The organism is Maritalea mobilis (genome assembly GCF_004363175.1).
GTDB classification, from domain to species: domain Bacteria; phylum Pseudomonadota; class Alphaproteobacteria; order Rhizobiales; family Devosiaceae; genus Maritalea; species Maritalea mobilis.
Window position 1 is genome coordinate 414542 of sequence record NZ_SNYR01000001.1, and the last position, 23787, is coordinate 438328.

Here is a 23787-nt window from a genome sequence, read left to right on the forward strand (position 1 = left end):
TGGCTATATGCGGCCAAACCGGCCCATTTCCCTGAAATACGCGTAATTGCCACCATAATTAGTTGTTCGGCCCAGCACTCACCCGCGCATCGGCCACCCCAGGCAGCACTTTAAGCGAACTGGCCAGTTCTGGCGTTAAGCGATAACCGCCGGGCAACTCGATCTCAAATTCATAATTGTGATCTTGATCCATCACCACAATCGCCACCTGCCCCTCACCGCCGCGCTGCAATTGCTTGGTCAAGTGCGGAATGCATTCCTTGTTGGTGAGGTGCAGCACCAACTTATTGGCCATTTTGGCAATCGCCCGTTCAATCGGGTGAAGATTGATCAGCCGCAACCGCACCCCATCCGGCTGCGCGTCGGCTTCAACTTCCACCACGATGGAGTTGCCCACCGTCAACACATCGTCAAACCGATCAAGCTGCTCGGAAAACACGAGACACTCATATGTGCCAGTAGGATCAGATAAAGTCATGATCGACATATTGGAACCCTTGCGGGTCTTTCTGTCATTCCGCGACGCGATCGTGCCCGCCATGCGCCCAGCACTCGCTCCATTGCGCGCCGCTTTTTCAAATGCGAGCCAGGTTTGTGCATAGCCTTCTGTGTAGATCGATTGATACTCATCCAGCGGGTGTGCCGAGAGATAGAAGCCGATTGCAGAAAATTCACGCTGCAATCGCTCAGAGTGACTCCAGCTTTTCACATTCTTCGCAGGCTTAATCGGCTCCGGCGCAGATGCAGTAAACATATCCACAATGCCTTCATTGCGGTTGCTGGTGGCCCGTTGCGCCGTGCTCAACACTGTTTCAGTAAGTGACGCCACTTCCTCACGGGTAAAACCAAGATCATCAAACGCCCCCGCATGGGTCAGCGTTTCAAATGCCCGACGGTTCACAATTTTCGGATCAATCCGCTCAGCAAAGTCCGCAAGATCTGTAAAAGGCTGATTGCCACGCACAGCAACAATATGCTCGGCCACATTTCGGCCAACGCCCTTCACCGCACAAAGGCTATAATGAATATTATTGCCTTCCACAGTGAAAATCACTTCAGATTTATTCACACATGGCGGCTTCACTTCGATCTTCAAACGCTGGGCTTCGCGTTTGAAATCGTTCAGCTTATCCGTGTTGCCCATATCGAGCGTCATCGACGCGGCCAAAAACTCTTTCGGATAATGCGCTTTCAAATAGCCCGTTTGATAGGACACTAAGGCATAAGCAGCCGCGTGCGATTTGTTAAAACCGTAGTTCGCAAACTTCGCCACAAGTTCAAAGATATTGTCGGCCTGGGCTTTAATCAGCCCATTCTTCACAGCACCTTCGATAAAGCGGACCTTTTGCTTGTCCATCTCCGCTTTAATCTTTTTACCCATCGCCCGGCGCAGCAAATCCGCTTCACCAAGTGAGTAGCCAGAAAGCACCTGCGCAATCTGCATCACCTGTTCCTGGTAAACGATAATCCCATAAGTTTCTTTTAGAATATCGGTCAGGCTGTCATGCAGATAATCGGGCGTTTCACGACCGTGTTTACGGGCACAGAAGGTGGGAATATTGTCCATCGGACCCGGACGATATAGCGCCACAATCGCGATAATATCTTCAAACCGGTCAGGCTTTAGGTCCAGCAGCGCCCGGCGCATACCTGGACTTTCCACCTGGAACACACCAACTGTTTCGCCCTTGGCATAAAGATCATAAGTCTTTTCATCTTCAATCGAGATGTTCTCGATGGAAAAATCGCCGCCCTCCCGGTTGATCAGTCGCTCGGCATATTCAATAACCGTCAGTGTTTTCAAACCAAGAAAGTCAAATTTGACCAGCCCTGCTTCTTCCACCACCTTCATATTATATTGCGACACCGGCATATCAGACCGAGGATCGCGATAAAGCGGCACCAATTGCTGTAGCGGCCTGTCGCCGATAACGATACCCGCCGCGTGTGTAGAAGCGTGTCGGTAAAGCCCTTCAAGCTTTTTGCCCATCTCCAGCAACTGCGCCACAGTTTCATCTTCGTCGCGCATGGCCTGCAAACGAGGTTCACCATCAATCGCTTCGGTCAATGTCACCGGATTGGCTGGGTTTGAAGGCACCAGCTTAGAGATACGATCCACCTGCGGATAAGGCATCTGCAACACACGGCCCACATCGCGCAACACAGCGCGCGCTTGCAGCGTACCGAAGGTAATGATCTGCGCCACCTGCTCAGCACCATATTTGCGCTGAACATATTGAATCACTTCTTCGCGGCGCTCCTGACAAAAGTCGATATCAAAGTCGGGCATGGATACCCGCTCTGGGTTCAAGAACCGTTCGAAAAGCAAAGCATAGCGCAACGGATCAAGGTTGGTGATGGTCAGCGCATACGCCACCAGCGAGCCCGCACCAGAACCCCGGCCCGGCCCCACTGAAATGCCATGTTCTTTCGCCCATTTGATAAAGTCCGCAACGATCAGGAAGTAACCGGGGAACTTCATGTTCTTAATCACGTTCAGCTCAAATTCAAGCCGTTCGCGATATTCTTCGGCGGTCATACCCGGCGCAGGTCCGTCTCGCTCCATAATGCGATCAAGACCTTCATGCGCCTGCCGGGAAAGCTCCTGCGCTTCAGCTTCCACCGCTTCGTCAGAGCTCATGCCTTCCGGCGCCGCAAAATTCGGCAGAATTGGCGCTCGCTTTGTCGGGCGGAATGTGACCCGCTGCGCGATCTCCAATGTATTGGCAATCGCTTCTGGCAAATCCGCAAACAACGCGCACATCTCTTGGCGAGATTTGAAATAATGCTGATCTGACAATTTGCGGCGCTCGGTTTGCGCCACCACACTGCCCTCAGCAATCGCCATCAAGGCGTCATGTGATTCAAAATCGTCGCTCTTTGGAAAAAATGGCTCATTGGTCGCCACAATCGGCACGTCATTGGCATACGCATAGTCGAGCAATTGCGGCTCACTAAGCGCCTGTTGTTCCATGCCATGCCGTTGCAACTCGATATATAGCCGATCGCCAAAAATGCGTCGCAAATTATCAAGGCGCGCAATCGCTTGCTGATCATATCCTTGTGCCAACAGCGGATCGATCCCGCCTTCCAAGCCACCTGTCAGGCAAATCAAGCCTTCATGCAAACCCTCGTCAAACCATGCAATCGGCGCTTTCAAAGCTGTCGCATCGCCAACCAGATAAGCGCGAGACACGATTTCGGAGAGGTTTTGAAACCCCTCTTCGCTCTGTGCAATCAGCACCACAGATTCCTTGGCGAATTTCTTGCGCTCTTTGCCCGGCATATCTGAAGGCGGTTCAAACTCAAGCGGCAGTTCGCAGCCTACGATCGGCTGCAACCCCTTTTCCCGCGCCAGTTCGGAGAATTGCAATGCCCCGAACAAATTTCCCGTGTCCGCAACACCCAACCCAACTTGACCATCATTTACGGCCAAATCGATCAGCTTCTTTAGCTGAATAGCCCCTTCCAGCAAGGAGTAGGAAGAATGGGCATGTAAGTGGATGAAGTCTGGTGTCGCGCTCATAGCCATATCTTATGCATAAAGCGCCCATGAAGGCCAAGCGGCCATATAAGATGTTCACAGGCGCGTGCATCAAAGCTTAAAGACCACCCAATTTGGTCAACACATCCATCCACATCAAAGTTGCGGCACTGAAGCCAGCCAAAGCGAAAAGAGCCATCACATCTTTAATCAGAACAAACATTGCAACCTCCTATGTTTCTTATTTGTTCTTATATATTCTCTTTTTGTTCTCGTCTAGTGTGCATATGCCTGTGCAGAACCTGTTGATGGTTTTATGGTTAATGTGCACAGGCTGTGAATTGCCTGTGCAAAGCTGTGGATGAATGTGGATAAGTTTGGCGCAGCGGTAAAAAACGCCTGCCGAATTCAGACCAACTTAGAGCGTGGTCGGCACCACCGCACCACCATCAAGGGTCACCACGCGATCTGCACGCCGTGCAATATCGTGGTTGTGCGTAGCAATAAGCCCCGCCGCTCCATGGTCCTTAATCGAACGTGCCAGCAGTTCAAAAACGTGTCCGCTCGTATCAGGGTCCAAATTGCCTGTAGGCTCATCTGCAAGAATAAGGCCCGGATTGTTAGCCATCGCCCTCGCAATCGCCACACGTTGTTGCTCACCACCAGAAAGCTGCGCTGGGCGATGATCGCCCCGCTCCTTCAAACCCATATGGTTCAGCAAATCTTCAGCACGCGTCTTTGCCGCCGCTTGATCTACCCCAGCAATCAATTGCGGGATCATAATATTTTCATTGGCCGAAAATTCAGGCAGCAGATGGTGGAACTGGTAGATATAGCCAACATTTTGCCGCCGCAACAATGTGCGCGCCCGATCATTCAAGCTATGAGCTTCCGTGCCACAAATGGTCACTTCACCTTGCTGCGGGCGCTCCAACAGGCCACACACATGCAACAATGTTGATTTACCGGCACCAGAAGGCGCCACCAGCGCCACGATCTCGCCTGCAGCAATATCAAGCGCCACATCAACCAAAATATCCAGCCGTGCTTCGCGCTCTAAATAGTGCCGATGCACATTTTTCAGCGATAATTTCAAATCAGCCATACCGCAATGCCTCAACTGGATCATATTGTGCCGCACGCCATGCCGGATAAAGTGACGCCGCAAAGCTCAGCAACAAAGCCAATGTCACCACAAAGGCCACTTCAAATGGGTCGGTTTTTGACGGCAGTGACGAAAGGAAAAACACCTCGGGCGGAAACAACGTCACGCCGATGGTTTCTGAAATCCACGCCCGAATTGCTTCCGCATTCGCCGCCAAAACCAAACCGGCGATCAAACCAATAAAGGTGCCCGCAAAGCCGATGGCTGTGCCCGTCATGCAGAAAATCCGCATGATAGATGCCCGGGTGGCCCCCATCGTGCGCAAAATCGCAATATCTGTGTTCTTTTCCTTCACCAGCATCACCAGCGAGGAAATAATATTGAACACCGCCACCAAAATAATCATGGAAAGGATCACGAACATCACAACCCGCTCCACCTGCAACGCCGAGAAGAACGTTTCATTCCGCCGTTGCCAATCAGAGAGGATCATTGGCCGCTCCGCCGCCGCCTGCACGGGCTCGCGCATAGTGTGAATATCGTCCGGATCATCAAGGAAAATCTCAAGGCCAGTCACCGAATAAATCCGCTCATAGGATTCATCGATCTGCTCGTCCGTGGCATCAAGCGGCAATGGTTCCAAACCATCTTTCAGCTCATCGCGAAACAGTTTGAAATAATTCTGCGCTAGCTGCAGCGGCATATAAACGAAATAACTGTCAAACTCGACCATGCCCAATTCAAACACCACATCCACCGGATAGGTGCGAATTTGCGGCGCGGTGCCAAAGGGCGTCACGGTCCCTTCCGGCGTGATGATGGTCACGCTATCGCCAACCGAAACGCCTAGATTTTGCGCCAACCGCATGCCAATGGCCACGCCTTTACCTTCATCCCAGCCATTAAAGCCGCCCAAAACGGCAGATTCAGCGAATAGAGGCATCTTTTTCAAGTCGCGCTCATTGATCCCGCGCACGGCAACACCAGTTGATCGGCCAATGCCGGAGGCAAGCGCCTGCCCTTCAGCAAAGGCAATCACCGCTTCAACGCCGTCTACACCCTCAATTTTAGGGATGATGCTCTCATAATCCTCGAACTGCTCTTCCAGTGGAAACGCAGTGAAGTGACCATTTAAGCCAAGGATTTTGTCTAAAAGTTCTGCGCGAAACCCGTTCATCACAGACATAACCACAATCAATGTGGCCACGCCGATGGCGATACCCGTAAGCGTCAACGCCGCAATCACCGAGATAAAGGCCTCTTGGCGGCGCGCGCGGAGATAACGCCACGCCACCATAAATTCAAACCGCGAAAATGGGCGGTTTTGCAGGTTCTGCGTGGCGTCACTCATAAATTAAACGTCCTGTCTACGTTCCGGCACAATGCGCTCGAGAAGAAAATCAACTGCTTGTTCAAGCGAAACATTTGTCCGTTCGCCAGTTTTGCGATTCTTGATCTCAACTTCGTTATTTTTAAGGCCGCGCGGTCCAACAATCATCTGATACGGCAAGCCAATCAAATCTGCAGTCGCAAATTTGCCGCCAGCGCCCATGTCACGATCATCATACAGCACTTCAATGCCAGCATTCTCAAGCTGCTTGTAAAGCCCATCGCATGTGGACGCACACTCTTCGTCGCCCGCCTTCAAATTGATAAGCGCCAATTCAAACGGCGCAACGGAAACAGGCCAGATAATGCCATCATCATCATGGCTCGCTTCAATAATTGCAGGCACAAGCCGGGTCAGACCAATGCCGTATGACCCCATATGCACAGGAACTTCCTGCCCATTTGCGTCCGCAACAGTTGCGCCCATCGGCTCAGAATATTTTGTGCCAAAATAAAAGACCTGGCCAACTTCAATTCCACGCGCCTCGATACGGCGATCTTCCGGCACTTCCGATTGGAACTTGTCCATATCGATCATATCTTCTGTCGCGGCATACATGGTGGTCCAGTCCCTCACATAAGAAGTCAGGTCACCATCAAAATCGACATCTTTTGGTGGAATCGGTTGATCCAACAACGCTTTATCGCAGAACACGCCGCTTTCGCCTGTATCCGCCAACACGATAAATTCATGGCTCAAATCACCGCCAATTGGCCCTGTTTCAGCCTGCATCGGCACAGCCGTCAGCCCCATGCGGTAATAAGTGCGCAAATAGGCCACAAACATCCGATGATAAGATTTCACCGCTTCTTCCTTCGTCAAATCGAACGAATAAGCGTCTTTCATCAAAAATTCCCGGCTCCGCATCGTGCCAAAGCGCGGACGAATTTCGTCACGGAACTTCCATTGAATGTGATAAAGATTCAATGGCAAGTCTTTGTAGGACTTCACATTTGACCGGAAGATTGAAGTGATCATCTCTTCATTGGTCGGGCCATAAAGCATGTCGCGCTCGTGCCGATCCTGAATGCGCAGCATTTCCTTGCCATATGCATCATAACGGCCGCTCTCGCGCCACAAATCAGCAGGCTGCAAAGTAGGCATCAACAACTCAATCGCACCCGCACGATCTTGTTCTTGTTCAATGATGTTTTGCACCTTGCGCAACACGCGATAGCCCAACGGCAACCATGCATAAAGGCCACTCGCCTCCTGTTTCAGCATTGCGGCCCGCAGCATAAGGCGGTGCGACACAATTTCAGCTTCCTTAGGTGTTTCTTTCAAAACAGGCAGAAAATATTTTGACAGGCGCATGATCTATTCTTGCTTTCGTTCGACTCGTCAAATGGGATTGTTGCGGGCAACAAAACGCCATAAGTGGCGCAGATGCAAGGGTTTTCAGTTCAATTTTTCCCAATCCAACCGCTGCGTAAACCAAAATTCCAATTTTTCAGAGTTTGACGCTAAAAACCGGGTGACAGGACCATTTTAAGTTGTTAGGGTCCATTCCCAATAAGAGGGCCTGCGACAATATGGCGGCCCCGTATACGCTGACAAGGTCTAGGGAGGAACGTTGGCCTCGCTTTAATTAGCTTGAGTAAGTCCAACGATTTGTCGCGAAACTAATAAACAGGGCTCCGGCCCTGTTTTTTATTGATTTCAAAGCCTTACAACAATTACTTCCAGTAATACTGCAAGCCAGGCTGCGCCAAAATCCATTGGGTCAGCATCAACAAGCCAAACGCGATCACGGTGGACGCCAGCATCTTTTTCAACAGATGCGGCTTAACCGGCGCTGCCGCTTCAGAGCCTTTATCAACGGCCAGGTCCTGCTCCACATGCGAATGATTGCCGATGGGCAGCGCCACAAAAAAGCACAGCCACCACAAAACGAAGTAAAGCGCGATAGAAGAAACAAGACCCATTTGACCTACACCTTATGGACAAAAACTTTGACGATGGGCTTCTTACCCCAAAATTGATTGACTTCCGAGCGGACAGCACGTCGCACCGCCTCACCCAGCACCTCAATGGCACCGCGCTTCTTCGCAGGCATGGAACGGATCACCCCATCAATGGCCTTTTCCACCACAATGTTGAAATCTTCGTCCTCATCCTCAAGCTGCGGCAAGCCATAAAGCTCAACCATCGGCGCATCTCGCAATTGGCCTTTGCCATCAATCACCATTGAAATGGCAATAACGCCACCAAAGCTAAGTTTGCGCCGCTCACGCACGCCGCTTTCCTCCGGCATGCACAAAATATCACCATCCAAATATAAGCGACCAGACGGCACTTCATCCTTCAAGCGCTGTGGCGCTGGGTAAAGTACGGCCATATCGCCATTGCGGATCGATAAAATATCTTGAATGCCAGCTTCGCGTCCCAATTCAGCCTGCGCCTCCAAGTGCGCCGCTTCACCGTGCACAGGCACCAAAACATTCGGCTTCAGCCAATCATACAGCTGCCGCAACTCATCGCGCCGCGGGTGGCCAGACACATGCACCAAAGCATCCTTGTCGCTGATTACTTTCACACCCTGATTGATCAGCATGTTTTGAATGTCCAAAACATCCTTCTCATTGCCAGGAATAGCCTTGGAAGAGAAAATAACCTGATCACCCTTATTCAAGGTCAACACCGGGTGATCATCTCGCGCGATCCGTGCAATTGCAGCGCGAGATTCCCCTTGCGAGCCAGTACAAATCAAACAAACCTTCTCGCGCGGCAAATAGCCAAATGCATCTTGATCCAAAAAGGGTTCAATCCCGTCAAATAGGCCAAGATCACGCGCAATCTCTGACGTGCGGTGAATGGCACGACCAGAAGCCACCACATGGCGGCCCGCCTTTTGCGCAGCACGGGCGATTGAAATCATTCGACCAACATTCGAGGCAAAAATCGTCACCGCCACACGGTTCGGCGCATCAGCGATTAGCTTTTCCAAGCTCTCTGCCACATCGCCCTCACCCGGGCTTACACCGTCACGCACTGCATTGGTGCTATCGCACACCAACGCCAATGGCGCATCCATTTCACCGATCTCACGCAGCCGTTTTTCATCTGTTGGCGCATTGCCAACAGGCGACGGATCTAACTTCCAGTCCCCCGTATGCAACACACGGCCTGCTGGCGTTTCAATATAAAGCGCAGAGCTTTCAGGAATAGAGTGCGCCACATTGATCAGTTCAACCTTAAATGGCCCCAGCTGAAGCGTTGCGCCCTGTTGAACCACATTCACTGGCACCTGATAGCCAAAATTATTGGCTTTGCCTTTTGCCTTCAGCATTTCAGCCGCGAAAGGCGATGCATAAACATCGCACTCAAGCATCGGCCAAAGGTCCATCACCCCGCCATAATGGTCTTCATGGGCGTGGGTCAGCACCATGCCGACAATATTTTCAACTTCATCTTCTAAAAACCGCACATCAGGCATCACCAGCTCAATGCCCGGCAGGTCTGGCCCACCAAAGGTCAAGCCACAATCAACGATCAACCATTTGCGGTTTTCAGGCGCGCCAAAGCCATAAAGACCGAAATTCATGCCGATCTCGCCAACGCCGCCTAAAGGTACAAAAACCAACTGGTCCTGCATAAAACTAAACTTCCGTTATAAATTGAATATTTCGCCTGCGGTGACGATGCGCTGCCGACCCATATGGTCAACAATCAACCCGCCTGTCGGGTCCACCCCTTCAAGCCGCGCTTCGTAACTCTCCGCATTGGCATTAATCCGCATGACTTCGCCCATCTTATATGCATGGGCCAGCCAGTCGGCTCGAATTTGTGCAAAATTGCGCCCGCCTTCCCATTGGGAAATCCGCTGCGCCACTGCATCTGATAAAAAAGCGAAAAAATGCGCAGTGGAGGTGTTCAGCCCCAATGCTGCAAAATCACTTGCCGGATGGTTAGATTGATCTGGGTGAAAGCTCAAATTCACCCCCATGCCAATCACCACAAAACGGCTTTGCCCTTTCATGCCACCTTCCAGCAACAATCCGGCACATTTCTTCCCATTGATCATAAGATCATTGGGCCATTTGACTTCAATTTGAAGTCCGGTCACGCCCTGAGCCTCAGCAATTTGGCTCACCGCGTCACGCAAGGCCAAAGCCAACACAAAGGAAAGCTGCGCCACATGCTCTGCTGGTGCCGGATCAATCAGCAATAAAGACGCGTATAGATTGCCTTTGGGCGAATGCCAAAAGCGGCCTCGCCGCCCTTTGCCGTCCACCTGCTCATCGGCCACAAGCCAAACGGGGCCAGCGGCCCCGTTTAAAGCATCTTGCATCAATGTCGCGCTGGTGGAGCCTATGCTCGGCACATGCCGCAATGCATAGCCATCCAAGCGCGCGCGTTCACCTAACGAAACCACTAAAAGAGACTACCCGCCGCAGTTTGAGCCCATTGGGTCAATGGCACACCAAGTGTCAAATAGTAGGTCACGATCAAGAACCCGGCCAAAGCGATAATCACGCGCAAAGCCAAGGCTGAATCGTCAAATTGATGCACAACTTCGTCGAAATACATCACCTTGATCACACGCAGATAATAGAACGCACTCACCGCACTGGCCAAAACGCCAATCACCGCAAGAATGAACAATTGCGCTTCAATCGCTGCTAGGAACACTTGCCACTTCGCAAAGAAGCCAGCCAATGGTGGCAACCCGATCAAAGAGAACATGATAATAGCAATGCCTGCCGCCACGAATGGACGCGACTGCGCCAAGCCAGCCAAATCATCAATCTGCTCCACATATCCTTCGTCATTCTTCAAGGCGAGGATACAGGCGAATAAACCAAGGGTCATGGTGAGGTAAATCGCCATATAAACGGCAACGCCTTCCACCCCGATTTGCGAACCTGCTGAAAGGCCGACCAAAGCAAAGCCCACATGGCCGATTGAAGAATAAGCGATCAGTCGCTTAATGTTCTTCTGGCCAATGGCTGCAAACGCCGCCAACACCATGGAAGCAATCGAGATGAAGATCACGATTTGCTGCCAATCGCGCGCAATTGGTTCGAATGTGTCGAACACAACGCGGACAAACAAGGCCATCGCCGCCACTTTCGGCGCAGATGCGAAAAACGCCGTCACAGGTGTCGGTACACCTTGATAAACGTCCGGTGTCCACATGTGAAATGGCACAGCAGAAATCTTAAAGGCCAAGCCTGCCATCACAAACACCAAGCCAACGATCAAGCCAAGTGACGGTTCACCTAATGAAATGGCGCGGGCGATCTCATCCAACTGCGTATGGCCAGTAAAGCCGTAAACCATGGAAGAGCCGTAAAGCAACATGCCGGAAGACAAGGCGCCAAGTACGAAATATTTCAAGCCAGCTTCTGTCGCTTTGCTTGAATCGCGCTTGAAGGCAGCGATCACGTAAAGTGACAAAGATTGCAATTCAAGGCCGACATACAATGAGATCAAATCATTGGCTGAAATCATCATCAACATGCCGAGCGTCGCCAGCACCACCAGCACTGGATATTCGAACTTGTTGAGCTTGTGCTCATCCGCGCTGGACACTGAAATCGCCAATGCAAACGCTGAGCCGATCAGCACTAGAACCTTCATGAACCGGGCAAATGAGTCCTGTACAAACGCACCGTTGAACAATACGCCATCCGCAGGGTGCGCCACTTCAAGCAATGCGGTTAGCGCCAAAAGCGCCATTGCAATGCCAAGCACAACTTGGTTGGCGTTTTTGGATGAGGTGAACACCCCAACCATCAGCAGCACGATCGCCCCGATCGCCAGCATCAATTCAGGAAAGGCTGGCGCAAGATCTGCAAAAGAAGTCAAATCAGAATTCATTATATCCCCCTAGTGCGCAACTTCGGCAAGGGCGCCGATTTGCCCCAGGCTCATTTGATATTGGTTGACCAACTGCTCAACAGACGCGGCGGTCGCATCCAGAATTGGCGCTGGATAGAAACCGAAAAAGATAGTGAGGATGATCAAAGGTACAATCACCGCCATTTCGCGCGGGCTCATATCCAAGATCGCCTTCAAATTCTCTTTTTCCAACACGCCGAAAATCACCCGACGATAGAGCCACAACGCGTAACCTGCGGAGAAGATCACCCCAAAGGCTGCGCCAAACGCCACCCAAGTGTTCACTTGGAAAATGCCCATCAAGGTCAAGAATTCGCCCACAAAGCCACTTGTGCCCGGCAAACCAACATTGGCCATGGTGAACACCATAAAGGCAAAGGCATATTTCGGCATGCGCTCCACAAGGCCGCCATAAGCATCAATCTGACGGGTGTGCATACGGTCGTAAATCACACCGACACAAAGGAACAAAGCGCCTGAAACAATACCGTGCGAGATCATTTGGAAGATCGCGCCCTGAATGCCCAGCATATTGCCGGCGAAAATACCCATGGTCACATAGCCCATGTGCGCAACAGAAGAATAAGCAATCAGCTTCTTAATATCTTCCTGCACCAAGGCCACCAACGAAGTGATGATGATCGCCGCGACAGAAAGGAAGAACACGAAGTTCGAGAAATAAGCAGATGCTTCTGGGAACATCGGCAATGAGAACCGCAAGAAGCCGTAGCCGCCCATTTTCAGCAAGATCGCAGCCAAGATCACGGAACCAGCAGTTGGCGCTTCCACGTGCGCTTCTGGCAACCAACGGTGGAATGGCCACATTGGCATTTTCACTGCCAGCGATGCGAAGAAGGCCAGCCATAACCAATATTGCGACTCTGAGGAGAACTTGAACTGCAGCAGTTTCGCAATGTCCAACGTGCCCGCTTGCCAATACATGGCCATAACAGCCAACAACATCAGCACAGAACCAATAAAGGTATAGAAGAAGAACTTATAGCTCGCCTGAATACGCTTCTTGCCGCCCCAAATCCCGATAATCAGGAACATTGGGATCAAGCCGCCTTCAAAGAACACATAGAACATCGCCAAATCAAGCGTGGCAAACACACCGATCATCAAAAATTCGAGGATAAGGAAGGCAACGAAATATTCGCGTACCCGGTTTTGCACTGACTCCCAACTGGCCAACACACACATTGGCATCAATAGGCCGGTCAAAACGATGAACAGGATGGAAATCCCGTCAACGCCCATGCGGTAGCCGATCACGTCATCGCCAATCCAGCTATAGTTTTGTACAAACTGGAAGCCAGGATTTGATGAATCAAACATCGCCCACATCACCAAGGAGAACACAAAGGTCACCAATGTGGTCGCCAAGGCAATCCGACGCATATTGTTTTTGGCCAGATCATCATTGCCCGGCACGATCAGTAGGAAAAAGACACCAACCAACGGCAGGAAGGTCAGAATCGTAAGGATGTTGTTATTTATAATATTCATCCGAGTAGGCCCCCTGCAGCAATCGCCCAGGTAATCAGTGCAGCCACGCCAATCAGCATGGCCAATGCATAGTGGTAAAGATAGCCAGATTGCAGTTTCACAACCTGATTGGTCACGTCTTTAACGCGTCGCGCCAAACCGCCAACAATGATGCCATCCACAAACCAGTCATCGAACCCGCGCCACAACACACGACCAAGCCATTTGGCCGGACGAACAAAGATGAAGTCATAGAGTTCATCAAAGTACCATTTGTTGAGCAGGAAGGCATAAAGACCGGAATGCTCTTTTGCCAATGCCTTCGGCAATTCTGGCTTGGCGATATAGAACCACCACGCCATGATAAAGCCCAAGATCATCGCAAAGGTTGCAGATAGTTTCACCCAAGTTGGAACATGGTGCGCTGCATCAATGATTTCCGCATCCACAACAACTGAGCCTTGGAAGAAGGCTTGAACATGCTCAGCATGGCCAAAGAAGCTATCATAGAACACGATACCTGAAAGCACTGCGCCAACCGCCAAAACATAGAGCGGGATCAGCATCACATTCGGGCTTTCATGTGCATGGTCAAACACTTCTTTTGACGCACGTGTTTTGCCGTGGAAGGTCAAATGCACCAAGCGCCATGAATAGAAGCTTGTGAACAAGGCTGCGATCACTAGAAGATAGAACGCGAAGTTCCCTGCTTCAGTATGCGCGCCATAAGCGGCTTCGATAATGGCGTCTTTAGAGAAGAAGCCAGCGAAACCAAGGTTCGGCAACGCATCAGACACAAGATGGAATGGCAAGCCAACGCCGGTCAGCGCCAAGGTACCGATCATCATCATCCAATAGGTCACAGGCACTTTGTTCTTAATGCCGCCCATTTTGCGCATATCTTGCTCGTGATGCATGGCATGGATCACAGAACCAGCACCTAAGAACAACAAGGCTTTAAAGAAAGCGTGCGTGAACAAGTGGAACACACCAGCTGAATAAGCCCCTACCCCAAGCGCCACAAACATATAGCCAAGCTGAGAACAGGTTGAATAAGCAATCACGCGCTTAATGTCGTTCTGCACCAAACCAACTGTCGCTGCGAAGAATGCGGTGATTGCGCCGATCACAGTCACAACTGTCAGTGCCGTTGGCGAAGCTTCGAACATAGGTGACAAACGTGCCACCATGAATACACCAGCAGTCACCATTGTCGCCGCGTGGATCAAGGCAGACACAGGTGTCGGGCCTTCCATCGCATCTGGCAACCAAGTGTGCAGCAAGAACTGAGCTGATTTACCCATCGCGCCGAGGAACAACAGCAAGCAAATCACAGTCATCGCATCCCATTGTCCCCAAAGGAAATTGATGGTCTGCCCGTCCATGTCAGCCACATGCGCAAATGCAGTGTCAAAATCAATTGAGCCAAGCATCATCACCGCAGCAAAAATGCCGAGGATGAAACCAAAGTCACCCACGCGGTTGACGATAAAGGCTTTCATCGCCGCCGCATTGGCGCTTGGCTTTTTGTACCAGAAGCCAATCAACAAGTAAGACGCCAAGCCAACGCCTTCCCAGCCAAAGAACATTTGCAGGAAGTTGTCAGCAGTCACCAGCATCAACATGGCGAACGTAAACAAAGACAAATAAGCAAAGAAGCGTGCGCGGTGCGGATCTTCATGCATATAGCCGATTGAATAAAGGTGTACCAAAGAAGATACCGTGGTCACCACCACCAACATAACAGCAGTCAATGTGTCGACACGGATCATCCAGTAAAGGTCAAGCCCAGCAGTGTCGATCCAGCGGAACAAGGTCACCTTAACCGCTTCCGCCGCCATGAACCCATGGTCAGCAGCAGCTTCAGCACCATGCGCCGCTTCGGCACCGTGCTCACCGCCGCCGCCGGTCATGATGCCAACAAACACCACCCAAGACAGCAAAGCCGCCGTCATCAACAACCCGGTTGTGATGATTTCTGCAGCTTTATGCCCGATGGAGCGGCCAAACAGCCCAGCAACCAATGCCCCAATCAACGGGAGAAAGAGAATGGCAGAATAAATCATCCGATTAGCCCTTCATCACGTTGACATCGTCCACCGCGATAGAGCCGCGGTTACGATAGAACACCACAAGGATCGCCAAGCCAATCGCCGCTTCCGCCGCCGCAACGGTCAGGATCATCAGCGCGAACACTTGGCCAGCCAAGTCTTGCAGGTGGGCACTAAAGGCCACAAAATTGATATTAACTGCCAAAAGGATCAATTCCACTGACATGAGAATGATGATCACATTCTTCCGATTCAGAAATATGCCAAATACGCCAAGCGTAAATAAAATGGCCGCCACGGTCAGAAAATGACCAAGTCCGATATCCGGTATCATTTAGGCCCCCAATTAAATCCCTTTGCCGCTTTCGACGCTGACCACTTCGACAGCATCTTCGCGTTTGCGCGCAACCTGCGCATTAATATCCTGCCGCTTCACATTCGGCTTGTGCTTCAATGTCAAAACGATCGCCCCGATCATCGCCACCAACAAAATCAAGCCAGCAGCTTCGAACAGATAGACATATCGTGTGTAAAGAAGATTGCCCAAAGCTTCGGTGTTCGACATGCCTTCGACAAATGGCACCGCGCTTGACGTTGCCACTTCGGGCGAAATCACAAACGATCCGGCCACCATGATCAGCTCGATCAGCAAAATGCCGCCAATCAATGCCCCGATGGGCGCATATTGCAAAATGCCCTGCCGTAATTCGGCAAAGTCAATATCGAGCATCATCACCACGAACAGGAACAACACCATCACCGCGCCCACATAAACAACGATCAGCAATAGCGCCAGGAACTCAGCCCCAGCCAGCATAAAAATGCCTGCGCCATTCACAAAAGCGAGGATCAAAAACAAAACTGAGTGCACCGGGTTCCGCGATGAAATCACCATCACTGCGGAGATGATCGCCACCGTTGCAAACAAATAGAAAAATGCAAGTTGAAGGGTCATATCATCCAGCTCCTAGCGATATGGCGCGTCAGCAGCGAGATTGGCAGCAATCTCACGTTCCCAACGGTCACCATTTTCCAAAAGCTTCTCCTTGTCGAAATAAAGCTCTTCGCGGGTTTCAGTCGCAAATTCAAAGTTTGGCCCTTCCACAATCGCATCCACGGGACACGCCTCTTGGCAAAAGCCACAATAAATACATTTCACCATATCGATGTCATAACGCACCGTGCGACGTGTGCCATCATTCTGGCGTGGGCCAGCTTCAATGGTGATCGCTTGTGCCGGGCAAATCGCTTCACACAATTTGCAGGCAATGCAACGCTCTTCCCCATTGGGATAGCGGCGCAACGCGTGCTCGCCACGAAAACGTGGGCTAACCGGGCCTTTTTCAAACGGATAGTTGATGGTCGGCTTTGGTTTGAAGAAATAGCGCATTGCCAAAAAGAATGTCGAAACAAACTCTCTCAGCAACAGCGAGTTGAGAAACTGAATTGCTCGCATTGGTCGTTTCTCCTTAAGCCATACCGCCGTGCCAACCCCAGCCAGTCAGCTGGAGCACAAAAGCAACGGCAAAAATCATTACGATGGAAATCGGCAAGAACACTTTCCAGCCCAAACGCATCAATTGGTCATAGCGGTAGCGCGGCACAAAAGCCTTCACCATCGCGAACATGAAGAACACCAAGCAGGTTTTCAACACGAACCAAACTGCACCAGGAATCCAGTTCAGCGGCGCCACATCAATTGGAGGTAACCAGCCGCCCATAAATAGGATCGTGGTCAACGCACACATCAACACAATGGCCACATACTCGCCCAACATGAACATCATGTAAGGGGTTGAGCCATATTCCACCATGAAACCCGCCACCAATTCAGATTCAGCTTCCGGCAAATCGAATGGAGGACGGTTTGTTTCGGCCAGGGCCGAGATGAAAAAGATGATGAACATTGGGAACAAAGGCAGCCAGAACCAGTTGAGGAAAGACAACCAAGGCACGCCCAACATGTGCGCCAAGCCCATCTCTTTTTGTGCAATCACAATGTCAGTCAGGTTCAAAGATCCAACACAAAGCAACACGGTGATGATCACAAAACCGATGGATACTTCGTAAGACACCATTTGCGCAGCAGAGCGCAAAGCACCCAAGAACGGATATTTGGAGTTGGATGCCCAACCACCCATGATTACGCCGTAAACGCCAAGTGATGAGATCGCCAATATGTACAAAATGCCCACATTGATGTCGGCCATTGCCCATCCTTCATCAATTGGCACAACGGCCCATGCCGCCAGCGACACCAAAACGGTCACGAACGGCGCCAGCAAAAATACAACTTTGTCAGAGCCAGCAGGAATAAGCGGCTCTTTAAAAACGAATTTCAAAAGGTCAGCAAAGCTTTGCAGCAAACCGAATGCACCAACCACGTTGGGGCCACGCCGGATTTGCACTGCTGCCCAAACTTTACGGTCAGCCAGCAGCACATAGGCCACAAACACCAGCAAAGTTACCAGCAGCAAGAGCGCTTTCCAAATAAACCCGATCTGTTCGCCCAACCCCAAAAAGGGTACGCCGAGCAAATAATCAAGTGATGGGAGTAACCAATCCATAATCTAGCCCCTACTCCGCAGCTTCTTTAACTTGCCCAAGCGCCAATTGCGAACATTCAGCCATCACTTTAGAGGCCCGTGCAATCGGGTTGGTCAAATAGAAATCGTCAATCGGTGATACCAAAGCACCAGCTTTGATTTTCGCTGGCACCTTCGCCAGTTTCGCCACATCAGCAGCCTTTGTTTCCACTGGGCCTTCAACAACGGCCAAATGCGGAACTTCTGCAAACATTGCGGCGCGCAACTGGTTGAGATTGTCGAATGGCAATGTGGCACCCAAATGTGCGCTCAATGCCCTCAAAATCGCCCAATCTTCCTTGGCTTCGCCCGGCCCAAACACAGCGCGGTTGGTGCGCTGCACTGTGCCTGCTGTGTTCACATAGGTCACGCTTTTCTCTGTGTAAGCAGAGCCCGGCAAAATCACGTCTGCCGCATGGGCACCGCGATCACCGTGTGAACCGATATAAACAACAAAGCTGTTCTCAAAGGCGCTCAAATCGTAATTGTCAGCGCCCAACAAGAACACAACGTCCAATTCGCCTTTTTTGCCTGCTGCCTGCATCTTGGCCGCATCCATGCCGCCACGCTCAGGCACAAAGCCAACGTCCAAACCGCCAACACGGCCCGCTGCATTGTGCAACACCGCAAAGCCGTTCCAATCGTCGCTCAACGCGCCATTGTCAGATGCGATTTGTGCGCTCAAGGCCAAAACATCTTTCGCAGTTGTGCCGCTCAATGCGCCTTCACCCACAATGATCATTGGGCGTTTGGCTTTGCTCAACACTTTTGCAAATTTGTCATCACCCGCTGCCAAAGCCGCCAAGGCTTCAGTACCAGTGCCCAGATAGGCATAATCATATTTCAAATCAGCATTTTCGCCGATCACCGCGATTGGCGTGCCGTTTTGGCGCCAAGCTTTGCGGATACGCGCATTCAAAACAGAAGCTTCTTTGCGTGGGTCGCTGCCCACGATCAAAATCGCATCTGCTTCTTCAATGCCGGTAATGCCCGCATTCATGATGTAGCTTGCGCGACCTTTAGAAGGTTCGATTGCCGAACCAACTGGACGACAGTCGAAGCTTTTTGACCCAACAGCGCTCAACAGCGCCTTAAGCGCATACATCTCTTCAGCACCAGCAAGATCACCGGCCAAAGCGCCGATCTTCGCTGGATCAGCTTTTTTCACCGCACGCGCAATAGTCGCAAACGCATCATTCCAATCAGAAGCCTGCAATTTGCGGTTCTTTTTCACGTAAACCTTGTCGAGGCGTTGTGATTTCAAACCGTCCCAAATGAAGCGTGTTTTGTCTGAAATCCACTCTTCATTGATCGCTTCGTTTACACGTGGCATCACGCGCATCACTTCGCGACCACGGCTATCAACACGAATGTTGGAGCCAACCGCGTCCATCACATCAACGCTTTCGGTCTTGTTCAATTCCCATGGCCGCGCCTGGAAGGCATAAGGCTTAGAGGTCAACGCGCCAACTGGGCAAAGGTCAATCACATTACCTTGCAACTCAGATGTCATTGCCTGCTCAAGATAAGTGGTGATTTCTGCATCTTCACCACGACCGATCAAACCAAGCTCAGAAATGCCAGCCACTTCGGTGGTGAACCGCACACAACGTGTACAGTGGATACAGCGGGTCATAATGGTTTTCACCAATGGCCCGATATATTTGTCTTCCACCGCGCGCTTATTTTCTTGATAGCGCGAGCTGTCCATGCCGTAAGCCATGGCTTGGTCTTGCAAATCACACTCGCCGCCCTGGTCACAAATCGGACAATCAAGCGGGTGGTTGATCAGCAAAAATTCCATCACGCCTTCGCGTGCCTTTTTCACCATTGGTGTATTGGTGAACACTTCCGGCGCTTCCCCATTTGGGCCGGGGCGCAAATCGCGCACACTCATGGCGCAAGAAGCCGCAGGCTTTGGCGGGCCGCCCTTCACTTCAACAAGGCACATGCGGCAGTTGCCTGCCACTGAAAGCCGTTCGTGATAACAAAAACGTGGAATTTCGGCACCAGCTTCCTCACACGCTTGCATCAGCGTGTAGTGATCTGGAACCTCAATTTCATTACCGTCTACTTTAATATTGGCCATGCTCTTGCCGCCTTATTCCGCTGCAACAGAAGGCACAGCACCTTCTGCTTTCGCATTGTGCGTATATTGATCAATCCGCGCTTCAATTACCGGACGGAAATTGCGGATCAAACCTTGAATTGGCCATGCAGCCGCATCGCCCAACGCACAGATTGTGTGTCCTTCAACCTGCTTGGTCACTTCAAACAGCATGTCGATTTCACGTTTTTGCGCTTCACCGCGCACCATGCGTTCCATCACACGATACATCCAGCCTGTGCCTTCCCGACAAGGTGTGCACTGGCCACAGCTCTCATGTTTGTAGAAGTAAGAAAGCCGCGCAATCGCTGCGATAATGTCGGTGCTCTTATCCATCACGATCACCGCTGCGGTGCCCAATGAAGAGCCAACTTCGCGCAAACCGTCAAAATCCATCACCGCGTCGCGCATTTTTTCACCCGGCACACAAGGCACAGATGAACCGCCAGGAATAACCGCCAGCAAATTATCCCAACCACCGCGGATACCGCCGCAATGCTTGTCGATCAACTCACCGAAAGTGATGCCCATTTCTTCTTCAAATGTCGCTGGCGTGTTCACATGGCCAGATACACAGAAAAGCTTAGAGCCTGTGTTGTTCTCGCGGCCCAAACCAGCGAACCAAGATCCGCCGCGCCGCAAAATTTCCGGCACAACAGCGATAGATTCAACATTGTTCACCGTGGTTGGACAGCCATAAAGGCCCATACCCGCTGGGAATGGAGGCTTCAAACGGGGCTGGCCTTTTTTGCCTTCAAGGCTTTCCAGCAAAGCAGTTTCTTCACCGCAAATATAGGCCCCTGCACCGTGGTGCACCACAATGTCAAAGTCCCAACCATGTACGTTATTTTTGCCGATCAATTTGGCTTCATATGCCTGATCAACAGCAGCCTGCAAACGCTCGCGCTCGCGAATAAATTCACCACGCACATAAATAAAGGCGTGATGTGCATCCATGGCGCGGCCAGCCAACAAACACCCTTCAACAAGGTGATGCGGGTCATGGCGCATAATTTCGCGGTCTTTACAGGTGCCCGGCTCAGATTCGTCAGCATTCACCACCAAATAGTGAGGGCGACCATCATTTTGCTTGGGCATAAAGCTCCATTTAAGGCCAGTCGGGAAGCCAGCGCCCCCACGACCGCGCAAACCAGAACCCTTCACTTCATCAGTGATCCAGTCGCGTCCCTTATCAATAAAGCTTTTGGTTTGTGACCAAGAGCCGCGCTTTTTCGCGCCTTCAAGGCTCCAATCACCTAAACCATAGAGGTTGGTAAAAATGCGGTCTTTATCTGTAAGCATTATCGACGCCCCCGCATGAATGCATAAAACAACACCAATCCGATTGCCGCGCTAACAACAATTCCGAAAAAGCCACTTGTGAGAAAGGCAGCAAAAAACGCAATCAAGCGGATCGCGATATAAGTGCCCACCATGAAGGCAATCGCCAACATGATGTTATTCGCATTTAACTCTATGCCCATGAAACGTTCAGCCATTAGCGTGGATCCTTACCAAAGACTTTGCGATATTCTTCCGCGCCGCCTTTTGCCAATGCTTTGGCTTGCGCTTTCCAATCATCGCGTTCAATCCGGCCTTTAAAGCTCAGGCGATCATCCACTTCGGCAATTTGCTTTTTAGTCAGCTTTGCCACTTGTGCATAAGTTGTGATGCCCAAATCATTCAATTTGCCTTCAAGCACAGGGCCAACACCAGAGATCAGTTTCAGATCATCTTTTTGGCCTTCAGGTGCATCAAACAATGGTGCCTTCATCCGCGCGTCATCAGCCTTGGCAGCAGCTTTCTTCGCTGTCTTGCTTGGCTTTTTCACATCTGCGCCCGGCTCTTCTGCTTTTTCTTTCGCAGTTGGTTTAGGTGCAGATGCCTTCGTCGCGCTCTTTGTGGCTGGCTTACGTGCCGCAGGCTTTTTCGCCGGCACATCAGTCAACGTCACATGGCCACCTTCCGGTGCCGCAAATTGACGATCAATCTGCGGGCCGGTTTTAACCTCTTTGCCCGCTTCAAACTCGTCAATCATTTCTTCGAAACGTTCAGGGGTCAAATCTTCATAAGTGTCTTTAAACACCATGACCATTGGCGCATTCACACATGCGCCCAAACACTCAACCTCTTCCCATGAAAGCGTGCCCGCTTCATTGGTTTCAAACGGCTGCGCATTGATCTTGCTTTTGCAAACTTTGATCAAATCGCCAGAACCGCGCAACATACAAGGTGTGGTGCCACACACTTGGATATGCGCTTTGGTGCCAACAGGCTTCAACTGAAATTGAGTATAGAAGGTCGCAACTTCCAAAACGCGGATATAAGGCATCTCAAGCATGTCAGCGACATGCTCAATCGCAGCCTTAGTCACCCAACCATCTTGCTCCTGCGCCCGCATCAACAGCGGAATAACAGCAGATTGCTGGCGGCCTTTTGGATATTTCGCAATGGTTTGCTTAGCCCACTTTTTATTGTCGGCATTAAACGCAAATTCTTGCGGTTGAATGTGATCTTCTGCGAGACGACGAACAGACATTAGCGATCCACCTCGCCAAAAACGATATCAAGAGTACCAATAATGGCTGACACGTCAGCCAACATGTGACCACGGCTCAAAAAGTCCATGGCCGACATATGCGCAAATCCGGGCGCACGAATTTTACAGCGATATGGCTTATTGCTGCCGTCAGACACCAGATAAACGCCAAACTCGCCTTTGGGTGCTTCCACTGCCGCATAAACTTCGCCTTCAGGCACTTTGTAGCCCTCAGTGTAAAGTTTAAAGTGGTGGATCAACCCTTCCATTGATTGCTTCATCTCACCGCGCTTCGGTGGCACAATCTTGCCATCAACCGAAGAAATTGGGCCTTGCCCATCCGGTGAACGCAACAAATCAATACATTGCTTCATGATCTTTACGGACTGGCGCATTTCTTCCATGCGTACCAAATAACGGTCATAGCAGTCGCCATTCTTACCAATCGCAATGTCGAACTCCAGCTCGTCATAGCACTCGTAAGGTTGGCTCTTGCGCAAATCCCATTTCGCACCGGAACCGCGCACCATCACGCCAGAAAAGCCCCATGCCCACGCATCTTCAAGCTTCACGGTGGCGATATCCACGTTCCGCTGTTTGAAAATACGGTTATCAGTCAACAGGCCTTCAATATCGTCCAGCACGTCCAAAAATGGGTCGCACCATGCTTCAATATCGTCGATCAGTTCAGGCGCTAGATCTTGGTGCACACCACCGGGACGCACATAAGCTGCGTGCATGCGTGCGCCACAGGCACGCTCATAAAAAATCATCAGCTTTTCGCGCTCTTCAAAGCCCCACAATGGCGGCGTCAGCGCACCAACGTCCATCGCTTGGGTGGTCACGTTCAGCAAATGGTTCAAAATCCGGCCAATTTCCGAATAAAGCACGCGGATCAATTGGCCACGCTTTGGCACTGTAATGCCCAGCAAGCGTTCAACAGCCAAGGCAAAAGCATGCTCTTGGTTCATCGGCGCCACATAGTCCAAGCGATCGAAATATGGCACAGCCTGCAAATAGGTTTTGTGCTCAATCAGCTTTTCAGTGCCGCGGTGCAACAAGCCCACATGCGGGTCAACCCGCTCAACAACTTCGCCGTCCAACTCAAGCACCAAACGCAGAACGCCATGTGCTGCCGGGTGCTGAGGACCAAAGTTGATGTTAAAATTTCTAAGTTGCGCTTCGCTCATAATA

Annotated in this window: 19 protein-coding genes; all 19 read right to left on the bottom strand. The window is 51.1% G+C overall.

The annotated features are described in order from the left end of the window. Window positions 1-58: 58 nt before the first annotated feature. The 19 genes from dnaE to ATL17_RS01910 all read right to left on the bottom strand — a co-directional run bounded on the left by dnaE (window position 59) and on the right by ATL17_RS01910 (window position 23783). Window positions 59-3526 (bottom strand): DNA polymerase III subunit alpha, encoded by a 3468-nt coding sequence (gene dnaE / locus ATL17_RS01820; RefSeq protein WP_133571070.1) that lies wholly within the window; start codon window positions 3524-3526, stop codon window positions 59-61. A gap of 376 nt (window positions 3527-3902) precedes the next feature. Further along, window positions 3903-4589, bottom strand: a complete 687-nt coding sequence (locus ATL17_RS01825; RefSeq protein WP_133571071.1) for an ABC transporter ATP-binding protein — start codon at window positions 4587-4589, stop codon at window positions 3903-3905. Then, a complete protein-coding gene (locus tag ATL17_RS01830; RefSeq protein ID WP_133571072.1) occupies window positions 4582-5940 on the bottom strand; it encodes an ABC transporter permease in 1359 nt (452 codons plus the stop codon). Before ATL17_RS01830 ends, ATL17_RS01825 begins: the two co-directional genes overlap by 8 nt. Before the next feature lie 3 nt (window positions 5941-5943). After that, on the bottom strand, window positions 5944-7293 hold the full coding sequence (gene proS / locus ATL17_RS01835; protein WP_133571073.1) for a proline--tRNA ligase: 1350 nt from the start codon (window positions 7291-7293) through the stop codon (window positions 5944-5946). 362 nt (window positions 7294-7655) lie between these two features. Further along, complete coding sequence (locus ATL17_RS01840) at window positions 7656-7904, bottom strand: DUF1467 family protein (protein WP_133571074.1); 249 nt, start codon at window positions 7902-7904, stop codon at window positions 7656-7658. Window positions 7905-7909: 5 nt separating this feature from the next. Continuing rightward, window positions 7910-9574: a ribonuclease J gene (locus ATL17_RS01845; RefSeq protein ID WP_133571075.1), complete on the bottom strand. Its 1665-nt coding sequence runs from the start codon at window positions 9572-9574 to the stop codon at window positions 7910-7912. 15 nt (window positions 9575-9589) lie between these two features. Continuing rightward, a complete protein-coding gene (locus ATL17_RS01850; protein ID WP_133571076.1) occupies window positions 9590-10327 on the bottom strand; it encodes a biotin--[acetyl-CoA-carboxylase] ligase in 738 nt (245 codons plus the stop codon). Between the two features lie 26 nt (window positions 10328-10353). Further along, window positions 10354-11802 carry an NADH-quinone oxidoreductase subunit NuoN gene (gene nuoN / locus ATL17_RS01855; RefSeq protein WP_133571077.1) on the bottom strand — a complete coding sequence of 483 codons (1449 nt, stop codon included), beginning with the start codon at window positions 11800-11802 and terminating at the stop codon, window positions 10354-10356. A 9-nt stretch (window positions 11803-11811) separates the two neighbouring features. Next, the gene (locus tag ATL17_RS01860; protein ID WP_133571078.1) at window positions 11812-13332 is read right to left on the bottom strand and encodes an NADH-quinone oxidoreductase subunit M; all 1521 of its coding nucleotides are present in this window, start codon (window positions 13330-13332) and stop codon (window positions 11812-11814) included. Next, the gene (gene nuoL / locus ATL17_RS01865) at window positions 13329-15377 is read right to left on the bottom strand and encodes an NADH-quinone oxidoreductase subunit L (protein ID WP_133571079.1); all 2049 of its coding nucleotides are present in this window, start codon (window positions 15375-15377) and stop codon (window positions 13329-13331) included. The genes ATL17_RS01860 and nuoL overlap by 4 nt, the downstream gene beginning before the upstream one ends. A gap of 4 nt (window positions 15378-15381) precedes the next feature. Next, window positions 15382-15696: an NADH-quinone oxidoreductase subunit NuoK gene (gene nuoK, locus ATL17_RS01870; protein WP_133571080.1), complete on the bottom strand. Its 315-nt coding sequence runs from the start codon at window positions 15694-15696 to the stop codon at window positions 15382-15384. A 12-nt stretch (window positions 15697-15708) separates the two neighbouring features. Next, entirely contained in the window at window positions 15709-16317 is a 609-nt protein-coding gene (locus ATL17_RS01875; protein WP_133571081.1) for an NADH-quinone oxidoreductase subunit J, read from the bottom strand. 12 nt (window positions 16318-16329) lie between these two features. After that, window positions 16330-16818: an NADH-quinone oxidoreductase subunit NuoI gene (nuoI, locus tag ATL17_RS01880; RefSeq protein ID WP_027835261.1), complete on the bottom strand. Its 489-nt coding sequence runs from the start codon at window positions 16816-16818 to the stop codon at window positions 16330-16332. A 13-nt stretch (window positions 16819-16831) separates the two neighbouring features. Next, window positions 16832-17929, bottom strand: a complete 1098-nt coding sequence (gene nuoH / locus ATL17_RS01885; RefSeq protein ID WP_133571082.1) for an NADH-quinone oxidoreductase subunit NuoH — start codon at window positions 17927-17929, stop codon at window positions 16832-16834. 10 nt (window positions 17930-17939) lie between these two features. After that, window positions 17940-20036 (bottom strand): NADH-quinone oxidoreductase subunit NuoG, encoded by a 2097-nt coding sequence (gene nuoG / locus ATL17_RS01890; RefSeq protein WP_133571083.1) that lies wholly within the window; start codon window positions 20034-20036, stop codon window positions 17940-17942. A 12-nt stretch (window positions 20037-20048) separates the two neighbouring features. After that, window positions 20049-21356: an NADH-quinone oxidoreductase subunit NuoF gene (gene nuoF / locus ATL17_RS01895; RefSeq protein WP_133571084.1), complete on the bottom strand. Its 1308-nt coding sequence runs from the start codon at window positions 21354-21356 to the stop codon at window positions 20049-20051. Beyond that, window positions 21356-21553 (bottom strand): hypothetical protein, encoded by a 198-nt coding sequence (locus ATL17_RS01900; RefSeq protein WP_133571085.1) that lies wholly within the window; start codon window positions 21551-21553, stop codon window positions 21356-21358. Before ATL17_RS01900 ends, nuoF begins: the two co-directional genes overlap by 1 nt. Beyond that, complete coding sequence (nuoE, locus tag ATL17_RS01905) at window positions 21553-22593, bottom strand: NADH-quinone oxidoreductase subunit NuoE (protein ID WP_133571086.1); 1041 nt, start codon at window positions 22591-22593, stop codon at window positions 21553-21555. The genes ATL17_RS01900 and nuoE overlap by 1 nt, the downstream gene beginning before the upstream one ends. Then, window positions 22593-23783, bottom strand: a complete 1191-nt coding sequence (locus tag ATL17_RS01910; RefSeq protein ID WP_133571087.1) for an NADH-quinone oxidoreductase subunit D — start codon at window positions 23781-23783, stop codon at window positions 22593-22595. The genes nuoE and ATL17_RS01910 overlap by 1 nt, the downstream gene beginning before the upstream one ends. Between the last annotated feature and the right edge of the window lie 4 nt (window positions 23784-23787).